Here is a 15,386-nt window from a genome sequence, read left to right on the forward strand (position 1 = left end):
GGAACGGGTGACCCGATTAATCTATCACACGAAGCCGTGATTGGATAACCTTTTGCAAATCGCCCTTTGGGACAACGCCATGGACCGTCTGACCCTGCACCTGATCGGTCCGGTCGAGATGACCGGCCCAGGCGACCGCCGTCTGACGCCGCGGGGCATGCGGGCCCGGGGGGCGCTGGCGGTACTGGGCACGGCCCGGGGCCTGCGCGTCACGCGGGCGCGGCTGCAGGACCTGCTGTTCAGCGACCGCGACCCCGATCACGGCAATGCCAGCCTGCGCCAACTGCTGAGAGAGATCCGCCAGGGCCTTGGCCCCGCCCGCGACGCGCTGGTCACGGGGCCGGGCTGGGTCGGGCTGGACCCCGACCGGGTGCAGGTGGATCTGGCCGCCCGCCCCGGTCCCGACGGCCAGGTGCCCGAATTCGCGGCCGACCTGGATATTCCCGACCCGGAGTTCGAGGACTGGCTGCGCGATGCGCGCCAGACCGCGGCCGCCCGTACGCCCCAGGTCGCCACGGCGGATGCGATGCCCGACCTGCTGCTGTCCGACCCGGTGTCCATCGGGCAGGATGCGATGGTGCTTGCCACGATGATCCTGTCCGAGGCCGCGGGCAGGGCCGCAGACCTTCTGCCCATCGCGGTCCTTTCGCCGGGGGCTGCGCCGCGGGGGGCCTATGTGCGGGTATCGTCGATGGCGAACGTGCAGGGCGGCGTCTTCAGCCTGCTGGTGCGGCTGATCCACCAGCCGTCGGGCCGGGTGATGTGGTCACAGCGGCTGACGGCGCCGCTGGCCGGCCTGGACGGACGGTTGGACGACCTGGCCGCGCGCTGTTGCCTGGGGATGCTGCAGGTGCTGGACCAGGGGCGGGCGCTTGGGGCGGCGATGGGAATCTCGTTCGCGGACGTGTTCAGCTTTTCCGCGTCCCGTCTGGCGCGCGCCGATCAGGTCCTGGCGCAGCTGGGCGACAGCATCACCCCGGCGGTGACCTTGTCGCTGCGCGCCTGGATCCGCACGACCCACGCCTTTGAACGCCTGACCCCCGATCCCCGCCAGGCCATCGCCGAGGCGGCAGAGCTTGCCGCCCGCGCCCGTCGGGCCGCGCCCTTCCACGCCACCGCCCTGGCCGTGCAATCGGTGGTCGAGGCCTATCTGGACCGCGACCAGATCGCCTTCGACCTGTCGCGCCAGGCCGTGCTGGCCGATCCGGGCAACCCCCTGGCGCGGCTGGCCCATTCCCGCGCGCTGGCAGGTGTCGACCGCTTTGCCGATTCCGCGGCGCAGGCGCGGGCCGGGCTGGACCAGGCGCTGTCCAGTCTGAACCCCGCCAATTGGCACTTGGGAATCGGGGTGGCGATGATGCGCGCGGGCGATCTGTCCGCCGCCACCCGCCACCTGGAGGCCGTGCACCGCTTTGCCCCCGACAACCGCCCTGCCCTGCGCTTTCTGGCCGCCCTGCGATACGCGCAGCGCGACGAGGAGGGCACCGTCCGCGCCCTCCTGGCCCTGCGCAGGCTGGAGCCGGATTTCAGCCTGGACCTGATGGGCAGCGACGGATACCCGGTGGACAGCCTGCGCAGGCTGGGCCTGCTGCAGGTCGCGGGATCACGGCTGATCTAGCGCAGCGCGGCCAGCAGCGCGCCGTGCAGGCGCGAGCCTGCCACGATCAGCCCGTCCACCTGCGCGGCCTCGCTGTTGAACCGCATCGGCTGGCCCCGCCGGTCGGTCACGCGCGCGCCCGCGCGTTCCGCGATCAGCGCCCCGGCGGCGATGTCCCATTCCCACGCCGCGCGCAGCGACAGCGCCGCGTCGAACCGTCCCTCGGCCGCAAGGCACAGCCGCCACGCCAGCGAAGACCGGAACTCGCGCCGGAATCCGGGCATGCCGCTGTGCCAGTTCGGCGCATCGGCCACCGCGCGATAGGTCAGCACCCGTGCGCCCTCGATCGATGCATTGGTCGGGGCGATGGGGGCGCCGTTCAGCGTGGCGGGGCCGTCGACATGGGCGGCATAGGTCAGGTCCAGCACCGGCAGGTGGACGACCGCGGCCACGATCCGGTCGCCCCGTGCCACGGCCAGCGAATGGGAAAACCCGTCCTGCCCGTCGATGAAGGCGCGGGTGCCGTCGATCGGGTCGATGATGAAGCAATGTTCGGCGTCAAGGCGGGCGGGGTCGGCCTCGGATTCCTCGGACAGCCAGCCGTAATCGGGGCGCGCGGCGGTCAGGGTCGCGTGCAGGGCGTCGTTGACCGCCAGGTCGGCCTCGGTCACCGGGCCGGCGCCGCCGCCCTTGTCCCAGGCCTGCGGATCGCGCCGCCAGAACCGCAGGGCGATCCGCCCCGCGTCCCGCGCGGCGGCGGTCAGCAGGTCCAGGTCGGCCTCAGCCCCCGGCAACGGTCATGCCCTGGACCAGCAGGCTGGGCACCTCGGTTCCGCGCCACGGCAGGGCGTCGTCGGCGGCCTCCAGCGTCATCAGCATGTCGCGCAGGTTGCCCGCGATGGTGCATTCGTTCACCGGCCAGGCGATGCGGCCGTCCTGAACCCAGAACCCGGCCGCGCCGCGGGAATAATCGCCCGTGGTGCCATTCACCGACGCCCCCAGCATCGACGTCACGATCAGGCCGGTGCCCATCCGTTCGATCAGGTCCTGGCGGCTGACGCGCCCCGGCGTCAGGATGACGTTGCTGTGGCTGGGGGACGGGCTTGAGGCCAGCCCCCGCGCCGCCGATGCGGTGCTGTCCATCCCCAGCTTGCGCGCCGTGGCCAGGTCCAGCGTCCAGCCCTGCAGCACGCCGTCGGCCACGATCATCCGCGCCCGCGTGGGCAGTCCCTCGGCATCGAAGGGGCGCGACGAGGGATAGCGCGGGCGCAGCGGATCCTCGGCCAGGTCCATGCCGGCGGGCAGGACGGGTTGGCCCAGGTCGCGCCGCAGCCAGCTGGCCCCGCGCGCGATGGACGACCCATTCACCGCCGACAGCAGATGGCCGATCAGCGAGGCCGACACGCGGCGGTCATAAAGGATGGGATAGGCGCCCGTCGGCGGCTTGCGCCCGCCTGCGCGGGCCAGCGTGCGTTCCGCGGCCAGGGCGCCGATCTCCTCGGGGGTGGGCAGGTCGGCGGCGAAGGTGCGGGATTCGCCCGCATAATCGCGCTCCATCCGCAGCCCCTCGCCGGTGATCGCCACGACCGACAGCGAATGCCCGGTCCGGGCATAGCCGCCCGAAAACCCGTTCGACGCGGCCAGCCACATGCGCCGCTGGCTGTAGCTCGCATTGGCCGCCTCGACCTGAGAGATCCCCGCCACGTCCAGCGCCGCGGCCTCGGCGCGCTGCGCCAGGTCCTGCAGGTGCTGGGGTTCGGGTTCGGGCGCGTCCTCGGCCAGTTCCAGGCCGGCGGCGTCGCGATGGCGCGCCAGCTGGCCTGGATCGGCCAGGCCCAGATGATCGTCCACCGGCGCCTCGCGCGCCATGGCGACGGCGCGGGCGGCCATCTCGACGATGGCGGCGTCGCGGTGGTCGGACGACGACACCGCCGCCTGGCGCCCGCCCACCAGCACGCGCAGCCCGATCTCCAGCCCTTCGGCGCGTTCGGCCTGTTCCAGCGCGCGGGCCCGCATGTCGATGCTGACGGACCGCCCGTCGACGGCCAGCGCGTCGGCCTGGTCGGCCCCGGCACGGCGCGCGGCATCGATCAGCGCCTCGGACAGGCGCTGAAGGCGAAGGGGGTCGGCGGCGTCGGTCATACGGGCCTCACAGGCGAAAGGATCAGGCCGGGACGGATGCCCCGGCCCGCTGTCAAGGAATGCGGATCATTGGATCTGCTGGCCGTTGGCAAAGATCGCGCCACCGTCGCGGAACTCGATCTCGGTCTGCAGCTGGTCGGGGTTGCCCTCGACCGGGCGGGCGAACATCGCCATCATCATGCGCGGACCCATCAGCTGTTCCTGCGGCACGACGCCCATCGCGACCAGCGTGTCCAGCAGGCTGTTGATGCCGCCGAACGTGCCCTCGATCTTGCCCAGGGGCTGGCTGGGATCCTCGCCGAAGGTCAGCGCACCGGACAGGTCGGCGGTGGCGCCCACGGCGTCCAGGGCCAGTTCCTTGATGGTCAGGCTGCGCGGCTGCAGGGGCATGGGCGCGGCGCCGTCAGGACCCGGCTCCACCGGCTGCGGAAAGTCGGGATCCATGAAGTTCTGCGTCAGCAGGGCCGTCCCCTCCAAGTCAATGGTCAGGCTGGCCGGATCGCGCGGCAGCGCCGCCTCGGGGTCCAGCGCCTGCCAGATCGCGTCGTCCAGAGTCAGCCCGTCCAGCACATAGGTCAGCGCAAAGGGCTGTTCCTGGTCGGATGCCACGATCGGCATGGCCAGCCGGAACCGGTTCTCCGCCGCGCCATAGGCGATCGGGAAGGGCATGTCCGTGGCGGTCAGGTTGGTCGTCATGTCGGTCAGCCCGCCTTCATAGGACAGGCCGTCCTTGGAGATGCCGACGGCCAGCGTGCCGCTTGCCGCCTGGAAGCTGCCTTCGGAATCGTTCCGGCTGCCATCCGCGGTCAGGGTGCTGGCGGTGAAGCTGCCGCTGGTCGCGCCCATCGCAAAGCTGCCCTTGCCGCCAAAGCCCGCCTGCAGCGCCTGCGTGGGCTGGCTGCCAAAGTTGACCTCGCCCGCAGGACTGGTGCCGTCGCCCTGCATGGTCAGGTCGGCGATGGTGATCGCGGCCTGGAAATCGTCGGTCTCTGCGGTGGCCGCCGGGGCGTCGGGTGCCTCGGATGCCTCCGGCGCGTCGGTGGCGTCGGGCGCGGTCTCGGTTTCAGGCGCATCTGTGGCGGCAAGCGACGGACCCGAGGCGGTGATCTGCGCCTCCAGCGCATCGGCGCGACCCTCGAAGGTCTGGGTGCTGGCGCCGTCGGCGGCGGTGGTGACGGTCTGGCTACCGGTGACGCCGGTCAGCGTGGCGGTCAGCGGAACCTCGTTCTGGTCGTCCAGCGCGCGGCCCGACATGGTCAGCGTGGGCATGGTCACGTCATGGGTCAGGGCTTCGGGCGTGCCCGAGCTGATCGTCTCGTTGCCGGGGGCGTCCATGGTCATCGAAAAGCCCACGGCCTCGTCGTCGCCCTCGGGCACGGCGCTGCTCTCCAGCGTCATCTGGCCGCCCACGACCGACCGCACGGTGCCATCGCCGACCGCGGTCAGCACGATTTCGGGCAGGGTCAGGACCATGTCCGGGGCATCGGCCTCTCCGTCGACGGTCAGGACCACGTCGGTCAGGGTGATCGCCTCGTCCGAGGCATACTCGGAACCGACCTGGACCGCATAGCCCATCTGTTCATAGCTGTCCTGCAGGCTCTGCCAGACTTCGGCGGGGGTGACGTCTGCAAGGGCCGGGCCCGCGCCCAGGATCAGCGCAAGCGCCGAGGTTGCAAGGGGACGGTTCATGGCGGATACCTTTCGCAAACCTGAAATCGGGGGGATTCCTGACACAGTGCCGCCGAAAGGGAAAGGGAACAAGTCGTGATCCGCAGCCACCACCGGGACGGCCTGTCCCTGCTGACGATCGACCGCCCCGACAAGGCGAACGCCCTGACCGCCGACATGCTGCGCGACCTGCGCGCGGGTGTGGCGCAGGCCCTGGACAGCGGCGCGCGGGCGCTGATCCTGACCGGGGCGGGCCGGGTCTTTTCGGCCGGCGCGGACCTGGACCAGGCCCGCGCGGGCTTGGCCACGGCCCCCGAATGGGAGGATCTGTCCGCCGCGCTGGCCGCCCTGCCCTGCCTGACCGTCGCCGCGCTGAACGGGTCGCTGGCCGGGGGCGCCTTCGGCATGGCGCTGGCCTGCGACATCCGCCTGGCGGTGCCCGATGCAAGGTTCTTCTATCCGGTGATGCGGCTGGGCTTTCTGCCGCAGCCAAGCGACCCGGCGCGCCTGGTGGCGCTGGTGGGGCCCGCGCGGGCGCGGATGATCCTGATGGCCGGCGCCCGGATCGACGCGCCCGAGGCGCTGGCCTGGGGCCTGGTCGACCGCATCCTGCCCGCGCCCGACCTGATGGACGCCGCGCGCGCCCTGGCCACCGATGCCCTGGCCGCCGACCCCGCCCATGTCGCCACGATCAAGGCGATGACGCGGCCTTCGCGCGCTTGATCGCGGTCTCCGGACCCGTCATGGAACGAAGTTCCCCGCCCGCCGTTGCGCCAGCAGGGCTTGTTCCGCGGTGCTGCGGCCTGCCGCATCTTTGTCCTTTTCTGCCACCGCCCCGCTTGCGGATCGCATTGCCAGATCGCAGGTAACGTCCAAGAACCTATGGAGATTTCCCGTGCGCACGCTTGTCCTGACCGCCGCCCTTGCCCTGACCACCGCCCTGCCCGCCGCGGCCGACACGATCCGCGTCGGCATGTCCGGCGGCTATTTCCCCTTCACCTTCACCCGTGCGGATGAACTGCAGGGCTTCGAGGTGGATTTCCTGAACGCCATCGCCGAAGAGACCGGCGACGAGGTCGAATTCGTCACGATGTCCTTTTCAGGCCTGATCGGCGCGCTGGAATCGAACCGCATCGACACCATCGCCAACCAGATCACCATCACCCCCGAACGCGAGGCGGCATTCGCCTTCACCCAGCCCTATGTCTATGACGGCGCCCAGATCGTCACGCGCGAGGGCAACCCGGCCGCGATCGAGGGGCCGGACAGCCTGGACGGCAAGACGGTCGCGGTGAACCTGGGATCGAACTTCGAACAGCTGTTGCGCGAACTGCCCAATGCTGACCAGATCGACATCCGCACATATGAAAGCAACATCGAACAGGACACGGCGCTGGGCCGGGTCGATGCCTTCGTCATGGACCGCGTGTCCTCGGCCCAGGTGATCGCGCAGAGCCCGCTGCCGCTGGAACTGGCCGGAGAGCCCTTCTCGGAGATCAGGAACGCCCTGCCCTTCCGCAACGACGAGGCCGGTCAGGCGCTGCGCGACCGCGTTGACGCGGCCATCACCACCCTGAAGGAGAACGGCACCCTGGCCGAGATCTCTCAGAAATGGCTGGATGCCGACGTGACGCAGCCCGTGTCGCAGTAACATGCGGCCTCTGGACACCGCCTACATGTGGGACCTGGTCCCGGTCATCGCCGGCTATGTGCCGCTGACGCTGTTCATGGCGATCGTCGCGATGGTGGCGGCGCTGACCCTGGGGTCGGCGCTGGCCATCGTGCGCGTGCTGCGCGTGCCGGTCCTGGACCGCATCGTGGCGGTGTTCATCAGCTTCTTCCGCGGCACGCCGCTGCTGGTGCAGCTGTTCCTGTTCTATTTCGGCCTGCCCCAGATCGTGCCGGCGATGACCGGCATCGACGGCGTCACCGCCGCGATCATCGGCCTGACGCTGCATTTCTCGGCCTATATGGCCGAAAGCATCCGTGGCGCCATCCTGGGCGTCGACCGCAGCCAGTGGGAGGCGGCAGCCTCCATCGGCATGACCCAAGGCCAGTTGCTGCGCCGGATCATCCTGCCCCAGGCGGCGCGGACCGCGGCGCCGACGCTGATGAACTATTTCATCGACATGATCAAAAGCACCTCGCTGGCCTTCACCCTGGGGGTGACCGAGATGATGGGCGCCGCCCAGAAGGAGGCCGCAGGCAGCTTTCTGTACCTCGAGGCGTTCCTGGTGGTCGCGCTGTTCTATTGGGTGATCGTCGAAACCCTGTCGGTCGGCCAGCGCCGGCTGGAATCCAGCCTTGGAAAGGCCGTCGCGCGATGAGCTGTCAGATCGAGATCACCGGACTGGTCAAGCGCTTTGGCGACAACACGGTTCTGGACGGCATCGACCTGTGCCTGGAGCCGGGCGAACGCGTGGCGATCATCGGGCCGTCCGGAACTGGGAAATCGACCCTGCTGCGCTGCCTGAACTGGCTGGACACGCCCGATCAGGGCACGATCCGCATGGGCGACGTGACGGTCGATGCCGCACGCGCGACCAAGGCGCAGATCCTGGGCCTGCGGCGGCGGACGGGGTTCGTGTTCCAAAATTATGCGCTGTTCGCCAACAAGACCGCCCGCGGGAACATCACCGAAGGGCTGACCACTGTGCGCGGCTGGCCCGCCGACAAGGCGCGGGCGCGGGCGGATGACATTCTGGCCCAGATCGGCTTGGCGGATCGGGGCGACAGCTATCCGGCGGCCATGTCCGGCGGTCAGCAGCAGCGCGTCGGCATCGGTCGCGCAATGGCCCTGGACGCGGACCTGATGCTGTTCGACGAACCGACCAGCGCGTTGGATCCCGAATGGGTGGGCGAGGTTCTGGACCTGATCCGCCGCATTGCTGACGGACGCCAGACCATGCTGATCGTGACCCATGAAATGCAGTTTGCCCGCGAAATCGCGGACAGGGTGGTCTTCATGGAAGGTGGGCGGATCGTGGAACAGGGGCCGCCTGCGCAGATCTTCGGCAATCCGCAGGACGACCGCACACGGGCCTTCCTGCGTCGCGTGGGCTGATTACAACCCTGCTACCTGGAAATAGGCCTGCGTGCTGCGGTCATCGCTGAAGCCGATGCCGCTAGCGATGATGCAGCTGGTCTGATCATCGCGCGGCGCGACCAGTGTCCATGTCCCCAGCTGATCGGACCCCCACAGCTGCGTGCCTTGCACGCCGGTCATGTCGACGGGATGTTCCGCGAAATCCTGTTCCAGCGTCGCGGCGATTTCCGCATCATCGGCGCAATAGGGCTGGTCGTCGACCGCCATTTCCGACACCGGCATGGTCTGGATGTCCTCCAACAGGGCGGCAGGCTCGATGCCCTGCATCGCGCTCCAGCCCTGAACCGGCTGATTGGGGCTGGCCGACAACGCCGGCGTGACGCTGAGCAGCGCCACGACGCCGGCGCAGCCAAGGCGGGTGATGCGGTCTGCACGGGTCATGATGATAGCCTTTCTTGCGAATTCCCCAACAAAACGCGGTTTTGTTCGCAAGAGTTCCGTCGGCCCCTCTTACGCCCAACTGCGCGCCAGTGCCAGGCGGGCCTCCAGACCCTGCGGCGCGCGGTGGAATTCCAGCCGTCCGCCATGCTGCGCGGCGATGGTCGACACGATGGCCAAGCCCAGCCCGACGCCGCTGGCGGTGCCGGCATTCTCTCCGCGCTGAAAGGCCCCTGTCAGGCGCGCCAAGTCGTCCTCGGTCAGGACCGATCCGCGGTCGGTGACCGAGATCCAGGCCTCGTCCGCGTCGCCGCCGGTCAGCACCTGCGCCTCGCGCCCGTATTTCAACGCGTTGTCGATCAGGTTGGACAGCGCGCGGCGCAGTGCGGTGGGCTGGCCGCGCATCAGCAGGGCGTGGCTGTCCACCGTCGGACGGCTGGTGGTTCGTGAAAACAGCGTGCCGGCGCGGGCAGGGGGCAGCGACGACTGGCGCAGCGTCACGGGCAGGCCCACGTCCTGATAATCGGCCACGACCGCCTCGGCCAGGGATGTCAGGGACAGCTGGCGGAACGGTTCGGCCCCGATCTCGGCGCGGGTATAGGTCAGGACGCCGTCGATCATCGTCGTCATCTCGTCGATGTCGCGGTCCAGGCGGTCGCGAAGGGCGGCATCCTCGATCATCGCGCTGCGCAGGCGCAGGCGGGTGGCGGGAGTGCCCAGGTCGTGGCTGACCCCCGACAGGACCAGGGCCCGGTTCTCCAGCGCGGCGCGGTCCTGTGCGACATAGGCGTTCACGGCCTCGGCGGTCTGGCGCAGCTCGATCACGCCGCCGACGGGCAGGGCGGCGGTGCGGGCGCGGTGATCGCGCAGCGCGGCCGCAAAGGCGGTGAACGCCCCCGCGACCCCCGCCACCCAGCCCAGCAGCAGGGCCAGCGCCCCCAGGGCCAGCGCCCCGGCCAGAAGGCGGCGGTCGGGCGGCGCGGCCTGGCAGCCCCAGACGGGCGCACCGTCCACGCGGATCCATGGGCCGGTGTCCTGCTGCACGAACAGCCGCGGCTCGCTGCAGAACCGCGCCAGGGTGCGTGTGATCGAGGCCAGGCCCGCGGCCTGGCTGCCGCCGCCGACGGATTGGACCTCGGCCGCGGGATAGGTCAGATCAGGCGACTGGATGCGCACCGACAGCCGCGCGCCCTGCGACAGGTCGGGCCTGCCGCCGCCGGTCAGGGTGATCACCGTTTGCCGCCAGCCGGGCGGCAGGTCGGGCGCGGCGCGCAGCTGGACCTGCGACAGGCCCTGGGGCAGGGCGCTGCCCGCCTCCAGGCTGTCGGCCAGCGCCAGACCGGCGATATAGGCGCGGTTCAGATGCGCGTCCCAGGCCGTGTCGCTGGCGGTCCACAGCCAGACCGACCCGCCGCCCGCCAGCATCGCCAGCACGACCCACAGGCTTGCCACCACCCGCAGCGACAGGCGGTCAGTCAGCGTCACGCGCGACCTCGGCCGACAGCACATAGCCCAGCCCGCGTTCGGTCCGGATCAGCGCCGGGTCGGTCTTCTGGCGCAGGCGGCCGACCAGCATGTCGATCGCGCGCCCCTCGGCCGCCTCGTCGTCGTCCAGCGCGGCGGCGATCTCGTCGCGGGTCAGGGGGATCAGCGGATTGGCCAGGAACACCCGCAGCAGCGCGGTCTCGCGCGACGACAGGCTGACCTGCCAGCCGCCGGGGGCGGTCACCTCGTCGCGCCGCGCGTCATAGCGCCAGCCCGCGAACCGCAGCACGCTGTCGCGCTTGCGGTGCGACAGGCTGGGCGCGCGGCCCGCGCGGCGCAGCACCGCCCGGATGCGCGCCAGCAGCAGGTCGGGGTTGAAGGGCTTGGCGATATAGTCGTCCGCACCGACCTCGTAGCCGGCCATGCGCTGGTGGTCGGCGGACAGGGCGCTGACCATGATGATGGGCACGTCCTGCGCCTCGCGGATCTCGGCGCAGATGGCGACGCCGTCGTCATCGCCCAAGGACACGTCCAGCAGGATCAGGTCCACCCGGCCGCCGCGCAGCGCGGCCAGTGCGGTCGCGCGGCTGTCGGCGCGCGTCACGTGCAGGCCGTGGCGCTGCAGATAGGCGGCCAGCATGGCGGCCATGTCGGCGTCATCCTCGACCAGCAGAAGGCGGTGCAGGCTCATCAACGGTCCTCCGATCCGTGATCTAGCATCGCAGGAAGGGGTTACGTAACAGTTTGTAACGTAACGCTGCGAAAACTGCTGGACGCATGGCTGCACTGCGTTGCGGACATGACTGGGCTTGCGGCATGATCGACCCACACGCGGATCACCGAATCCGCGCGGGATAGATCTGGGAGGATCCATGAACATCAAATCCGTTCTGGCGGCTTCGACCGCCGTGATGCTGGCTGCGCCGGCGATGGCCGAACCCACCGCAGAGGTGCTGCACTGGTGGACGTCCGGCGGCGAGGCGAAATCGGTCGCCGTCCTGCAGGAGCAGTTCGCGGCCGAGGGTGGCACCTGGACCGACATGCCCGTGGCCGGCGGCGGCGGTGACGCCGCGATGACCGCACTGCGCGCGCGCGTGCTGGCCGGCAACGCGCCGACCGCCGTGCAGCTGAAGGGCCCCGCGATCCAGGAATGGTACGAGGAGACCGGCCTGGCCGACATCGGCACCGTTGCCGAGGAGAACGGCTGGGCGGACGTGCTGCCCGCGCAGATCGCCGCCCACATGAAGTGTGAGGACCAGTGGTGCGCCGCACCGGTGAACGTCCACCGCGTGAACTGGATCTGGGGCAACAAGCAGATCCTGGACGAGAACGGCATCGAGATGCCGACGACCTGGGAAGAGTTCAACGCCGCGGCCGAAAAGCTGCAGGCCGCGGGCATCACGCCCCTGGCCCATGGCGGTCAGAACTGGCAGGACGCGACCATCTTCGAGACGGTCGTTCTGGGCCTGGGCGGGCCGGAATTCTATCAGCAGGCGCTGGTCGATCTGGACCCCGAGGCGCTGACCTCGGACACGATGAAGCAGGTCTTCGACCAGATGCGGACCATTCGCGGCTTTGTCGACGACAACTTCTCGGGTCGTGACTGGAACCTGGCCACGGCCATGGTCATGAACAACGAGGCCGCCTTCCAGATCATGGGCGACTGGGCCAAGGGCGAGTTCCTGGCCGCCGGCAAGCAGCCGGGCGTCGACTTCGTCTGCGCGCCCACCCCGGGCGAGGGCTTCCTCTACAACGTCGACAGCTTCGCCTTCTTCGAGCTGGACGGCGAGGACAAGCAGCAGGGCCAGGCCCTTCTGGCCAGCCTGATCATGGGCCCGGACTTCCAGAAGACGTTCAACCTGAACAAGGGCTCGATCCCGGCCCGCACCGACGTTGCGCTGGACGACTTCGACGACTGCGCCAAGCAGTCGAACGCCGACATGACCGCGGATGCGGAAAACGGCTCTCTGCTGCCCAGCTATGCGCATGGCATGGCGCTGCGCGGCGCGCCGGCCGGTGCGATCACCGACGTGGTGACCGCGCATTTCAACAGCGACATGTCGTCGGACGACGCCGTGGCGCAACTGGCCGACGCCGTCGCCAACGCGATGTGATCACGGCCTGACGACCCCGCGCCCCGGATCGCGGGCGCGGGGTTTTTCTTTGGGGGTTTACCGGAATGGAATGGCTTGAACGCAACGTGCCCAAGGTCGTCTTGGCGCCGTCCTTCGTGGCGATCCTGGTCTTTGTCTATGGCTTCATCGCCTGGACGGCCTGGATCAGCTTCACCCGCTCGCGGCTGATGCCGCGCTATGAACTGGACGGTATCACGCAATATCAGCGGCTGTTCGACGCCCCCCGCTGGGACGTGGCGATGAACAACCTGTTCATCTTCGGCGCCCTGTTCATCGTCATCTCGATGGCGATCGGGCTGATGCTGGCAATCTTCCTGGACCAGAAGATCCGGGCAGAGGGCGTCCTGCGCACCATCTATCTCTATCCCATGGCGCTGTCGCTGATCGTGACGGGCACCGCCTGGAAATGGATCCTGAACCCGGGCCTGGGCATCCAGCAGGCGATCCGCGGCTGGGGGTTCGAAAATTTCACCTTCGACTGGCTGATCAAGCCCGAAATGGCGATCTATACCGTCGTGCTGGCGGCCGTCTGGCAGGCATCCGGGTTCGTGATGGCGCTGTTCCTGGCGGGACTGCGCTCGGTCGACACCGAGATCATCCGCGCGGCCCAGGTCGACGGCATTCCCACGCACCGCATCTATTCCGCGATCATCATCCCGACGATGGCGCCGATCTTCCTGTCGGCCTTCATCGTGCTGGCGCACCTGGCGATCAAGGCGTTCGACCTGGTCATCGCGCTGACCGGCGGCGGACCGGGCTATGCCACCGACCTGCCCGCGACCTACATGTACGCCATGGCGTTCTCGCGCGGCGACCTGGGGCAGGCGGCGTCCAGCGCCATGATCATGATGATGGTCATCTTCGCCATCGTGGTTCCCTATCTCTACAGCGAATTGAGGCCGCGCCATGACAAGTAAGACCGTGCTGCGGTGGGGCCTGTACGGGATCCTGATCCTGTTCGCCCTGTTCTACCTGATGCCGCTGTTCGTCATGCTGACGACATCGCTGAAATCCCTCGAGGAGATCCGCACCGGCAGCCTGCTGGCCCTGCCGCGAGAGATCACCTTCGCCCCCTGGGCCGAGGCCTGGTCATCCGCCTGCGCCGGCACCCAGTGTGAGGGCCTGCGCCCGTTCTTCTGGAACAGCGTCCTGATGGCCGTGCCCGCGGTGATGATCTCGACCATCATCGGGGCGCTGAACGGCTATGTCTTCGCCCAGTGGCGCTTTCGCGGCGCGAACCTGTTCTTTGCCGCGATCCTGTTCGGCTGCTTCATCCCGTTCCAGGTGGTGCTGCTGCCGATGGCGCAGATGCTGGGCCTGATGGGGCTGGCCGGCACCATTCCGGGGCTGATCTTCGTCCACGTGATCTATGGCCTGGGCTTCACCACGCTGTTCTTCCGCAACTACTATGTCACCATCCCGCAGGAACTGGTGCGTGCGGCCAAGGTCGACGGGGCAGGGTTCTTCCGCATCTTCTGGTCGATCTTCCTGCCCATCTCTCTGCCGATCATCACCGTGTCGGTGATCTGGCAGTTCACGCAGATCTGGAACGACTTCCTGTTCGGCGTCAGCTTCAGCGGGGCCGGGTCGCAGCCCGTGACCGTCGCCCTGAACAACATCGTCAACTCCACCACCGGCGTCAAAGCCTACAACGTGGACATGGCCGCGGCGATCATCGCCGCCCTGCCCACGCTGCTGGTCTATGTCGTCGCCGGCAAATACTTCATCCGCGGCCTGACCGCCGGCAGCGTCAAGGGATAAGCCATGCCCATTCTGGAAATCGACCACCTGCAGAAAGCCTATGGCGACACCCATATTCTGCACGACATCAACATCAGCATCGACGAGGGCGACTTCCTGGTGCTGGTCGGCCCGTCGGGCTGCGGCAAGTCCACGCTGCTGAACTGCATCGCGGGGCTGGAGCCGATCACCGGCGGCGCCATCCGCATCGCCGACCGCGACGTGACGGGCGTCAGCCCCAAGGACCGCGACATCGCGATGGTGTTCCAGTCCTATGCGCTCTACCCGACGATGTCGGTCGCCAAGAACATCACCTTCGGCATGAAGGTGCGCGGCGTCGACAAGGCGACCCAGGCCACCAAGCTTGCCGAGGTGTCGCGCCAGCTGCAGATCGAGCCGCTGCTGGACCGCAAGCCGGGCCAGTTGTCGGGCGGCCAGCGCCAGCGCGTCGCCATGGGTCGCGCCCTGGTCCGCGACCCCGCGCTGTTCCTGTTCGACGAACCGCTGTCCAACCTGGACGCGAAGCTGCGCGTGTCTATGCGGACCGAGATCAAGAAGCTGCACCAGGACCTGAACGCATCCATCGTCTATGTCACCCATGACCAGATCGAGGCGATGACGCTGGCCACCAAGATCGTCGTCATGAAGGGCGGCGTGATCCAGCAGATCGGCACCCCGGCCGAGATCTACAACAAGCCCGCCAACATGTTCGTGGCCGATTTCATGGGCAGCCCGGCGATGAACCTGATCCCGGCCCGCGTCCGGTCCGAGGCGGGCCAGACCCGGATCGAGATCGACCGTCCCGGCGACACGCCGCTGGTCATCACCGACCCAGTTGCCCGCGACCTGCCCGACCAGATCGTCCTGGGCGTGCGCCCCGAGGACATCCACGAGGCGACGGGCAACGCCCATCTGCCCGGAACCGCGCAGGGTGCAGGCGGCGACGTGATGATCGAGATCGTCGAGCCGGCGGGTGCCGACACCTTCGCCGTCACCCATCTGGGCGGCAAGGCTGTCACCGCGCGGCTGCGCGCGGAAAGCGCCGTCCGGGCGCGCCAGCCGTTTCCGCTGGCATTCGACCTCTCGAAAGTGTCGTACTTCTCGCCTAAGGACGGGGAACGGCTGAACTGAGAAG

15 protein-coding genes are annotated in these 15,386 nt (G+C 68.9%); 9 read left to right on the forward strand and 6 right to left on the reverse strand.

Annotation, left to right across the window (positions count from 1 at the left end):
* Positions 1 to 79 precede the first annotated feature (79 nt).
* Complete coding sequence (locus tag TW83_RS06255; RefSeq protein ID WP_045981973.1) at positions 80 to 1,618, forward strand: hypothetical protein; 1,539 nt, start codon at positions 80 to 82, stop codon at positions 1,616 to 1,618.
* Here the strand turns inward: TW83_RS06255 and TW83_RS06260 are convergent.
* The 3 genes from TW83_RS06260 to TW83_RS06270 form a co-directional block, all read right to left on the reverse strand.
* Positions 1,615 to 2,391: a 3'(2'),5'-bisphosphate nucleotidase CysQ gene (locus TW83_RS06260; protein WP_045981915.1), complete on the reverse strand. Its 777-nt coding sequence runs from the start codon at positions 2,389 to 2,391 to the stop codon at positions 1,615 to 1,617. The genes TW83_RS06255 and TW83_RS06260 overlap by 4 nt on opposite strands.
* Entirely contained in the window at positions 2,378 to 3,739 is a 1,362-nt protein-coding gene (locus TW83_RS06265) for a TldD/PmbA family protein (RefSeq protein ID WP_045981916.1), read from the reverse strand. The genes TW83_RS06260 and TW83_RS06265 overlap by 14 nt, the downstream gene beginning before the upstream one ends.
* A 66-nt stretch (positions 3,740 to 3,805) precedes the next feature.
* Complete coding sequence (locus tag TW83_RS06270; protein WP_045981917.1) at positions 3,806 to 5,428, reverse strand: hypothetical protein; 1,623 nt, start codon at positions 5,426 to 5,428, stop codon at positions 3,806 to 3,808.
* Between the two features lie 75 nt (positions 5,429 to 5,503).
* On the opposite strand from TW83_RS06270, the gene TW83_RS06275 reads away from it, so the two are divergent.
* The 4 genes from TW83_RS06275 to TW83_RS06290 all read left to right on the forward strand — a co-directional run bounded on the left by TW83_RS06275 (position 5,504) and on the right by TW83_RS06290 (position 8,471).
* Positions 5,504 to 6,130, forward strand: a complete 627-nt coding sequence (locus TW83_RS06275) for an enoyl-CoA hydratase/isomerase family protein (protein WP_045981918.1) — start codon at positions 5,504 to 5,506, stop codon at positions 6,128 to 6,130.
* Positions 6,131 to 6,302: 172 nt separating this feature from the next.
* A complete protein-coding gene (locus tag TW83_RS06280) occupies positions 6,303 to 7,058 on the forward strand; it encodes an amino acid ABC transporter substrate-binding protein (protein ID WP_045981919.1) in 756 nt (251 codons plus the stop codon).
* A gap of 1 nt (position 7,059) precedes the next feature.
* Complete coding sequence (locus tag TW83_RS06285; RefSeq protein WP_045981920.1) at positions 7,060 to 7,734, forward strand: amino acid ABC transporter permease; 675 nt, start codon at positions 7,060 to 7,062, stop codon at positions 7,732 to 7,734.
* Complete coding sequence (locus tag TW83_RS06290) at positions 7,731 to 8,471, forward strand: amino acid ABC transporter ATP-binding protein (protein WP_045981921.1); 741 nt, start codon at positions 7,731 to 7,733, stop codon at positions 8,469 to 8,471. Before TW83_RS06285 ends, TW83_RS06290 begins: the two co-directional genes overlap by 4 nt.
* On the opposite strand, the gene TW83_RS06295 is transcribed toward TW83_RS06290, so the two are convergent.
* The 3 genes from TW83_RS06295 to TW83_RS06305 all read right to left on the reverse strand — a co-directional run bounded on the left by TW83_RS06295 (position 8,472) and on the right by TW83_RS06305 (position 11,067).
* Positions 8,472 to 8,894, reverse strand: coding sequence for a hypothetical protein (locus tag TW83_RS06295; RefSeq protein ID WP_045981922.1), 423 nt, complete (start codon positions 8,892 to 8,894; stop codon positions 8,472 to 8,474).
* 69 nt (positions 8,895 to 8,963) lie between these two features.
* On the reverse strand, positions 8,964 to 10,376 hold the full coding sequence (locus TW83_RS06300) for an ATP-binding protein (protein WP_052714677.1): 1,413 nt from the start codon (positions 10,374 to 10,376) through the stop codon (positions 8,964 to 8,966).
* Positions 10,363 to 11,067 carry a response regulator transcription factor gene (locus TW83_RS06305; protein ID WP_045981924.1) on the reverse strand — a complete coding sequence of 235 codons (705 nt, stop codon included), beginning with the start codon at positions 11,065 to 11,067 and terminating at the stop codon, positions 10,363 to 10,365. The genes TW83_RS06300 and TW83_RS06305 overlap by 14 nt, the downstream gene beginning before the upstream one ends.
* Positions 11,068 to 11,248: 181 nt before the next feature.
* Between TW83_RS06305 and TW83_RS06310 the strand changes: the two genes are divergently transcribed.
* From TW83_RS06310 to ugpC, 4 genes are all read left to right on the forward strand, one after another.
* Positions 11,249 to 12,490, forward strand: a complete 1,242-nt coding sequence (locus TW83_RS06310; protein WP_045981925.1) for an ABC transporter substrate-binding protein — start codon at positions 11,249 to 11,251, stop codon at positions 12,488 to 12,490.
* Positions 12,491 to 12,555: 65 nt separating this feature from the next.
* Complete coding sequence (locus TW83_RS06315; RefSeq protein ID WP_045981926.1) at positions 12,556 to 13,428, forward strand: sugar ABC transporter permease; 873 nt, start codon at positions 12,556 to 12,558, stop codon at positions 13,426 to 13,428.
* Positions 13,418 to 14,272, forward strand: coding sequence for a carbohydrate ABC transporter permease (locus TW83_RS06320; RefSeq protein WP_045981927.1), 855 nt, complete (start codon positions 13,418 to 13,420; stop codon positions 14,270 to 14,272). Before TW83_RS06315 ends, TW83_RS06320 begins: the two co-directional genes overlap by 11 nt.
* A 3-nt stretch (positions 14,273 to 14,275) precedes the next feature.
* The gene (gene ugpC / locus TW83_RS06325) at positions 14,276 to 15,382 is read left to right on the forward strand and encodes a sn-glycerol-3-phosphate ABC transporter ATP-binding protein UgpC (RefSeq protein WP_045981928.1); all 1,107 of its coding nucleotides are present in this window, start codon (positions 14,276 to 14,278) and stop codon (positions 15,380 to 15,382) included.
* Positions 15,383 to 15,386 lie beyond the last annotated feature (4 nt).

The sequence above is a fragment of the Paracoccus sp. S4493 genome (genome assembly GCF_000967735.1).
Taxonomy (GTDB): Bacteria; Pseudomonadota; Alphaproteobacteria; order Rhodobacterales; family Rhodobacteraceae; genus Paracoccus; species Paracoccus marcusii.

Excerpts from the sequence above, each read along its gene's own strand:
- TW83_RS06255 (WP_045981973.1), top strand. The coding sequence starts at position 80 with ATGGACCGTCTGACCCTGCACCTGATCGGTCCGGTCGAGATGACCGGC.
- TW83_RS06265 (WP_045981916.1), bottom strand. The coding sequence starts at position 3,739 with ATGACCGACGCCGCCGACCCCCTTCGCCTTCAGCGCCTGTCCGAGGCG.
- TW83_RS06270 (WP_045981917.1), bottom strand. The coding sequence starts at position 5,428 with ATGAACCGTCCCCTTGCAACCTCGGCGCTTGCGCTGATCCTGGGCGCG.
- TW83_RS06285 (WP_045981920.1), top strand. The coding sequence starts at position 7,060 with ATGCGGCCTCTGGACACCGCCTACATGTGGGACCTGGTCCCGGTCATC.
- TW83_RS06290 (WP_045981921.1), top strand. The coding sequence starts at position 7,731 with ATGAGCTGTCAGATCGAGATCACCGGACTGGTCAAGCGCTTTGGCGAC.
- TW83_RS06295 (WP_045981922.1), bottom strand. The coding sequence starts at position 8,894 with ATGACCCGTGCAGACCGCATCACCCGCCTTGGCTGCGCCGGCGTCGTG.
- TW83_RS06305 (WP_045981924.1), bottom strand. The coding sequence starts at position 11,067 with ATGAGCCTGCACCGCCTTCTGCTGGTCGAGGATGACGCCGACATGGCC.
- TW83_RS06310 (WP_045981925.1), top strand. The coding sequence starts at position 11,249 with ATGAACATCAAATCCGTTCTGGCGGCTTCGACCGCCGTGATGCTGGCT.
- TW83_RS06315 (WP_045981926.1), top strand. The coding sequence starts at position 12,556 with ATGGAATGGCTTGAACGCAACGTGCCCAAGGTCGTCTTGGCGCCGTCC.
- TW83_RS06320 (WP_045981927.1), top strand. The coding sequence starts at position 13,418 with ATGACAAGTAAGACCGTGCTGCGGTGGGGCCTGTACGGGATCCTGATC.
- ugpC (WP_045981928.1), top strand. The coding sequence starts at position 14,276 with ATGCCCATTCTGGAAATCGACCACCTGCAGAAAGCCTATGGCGACACC.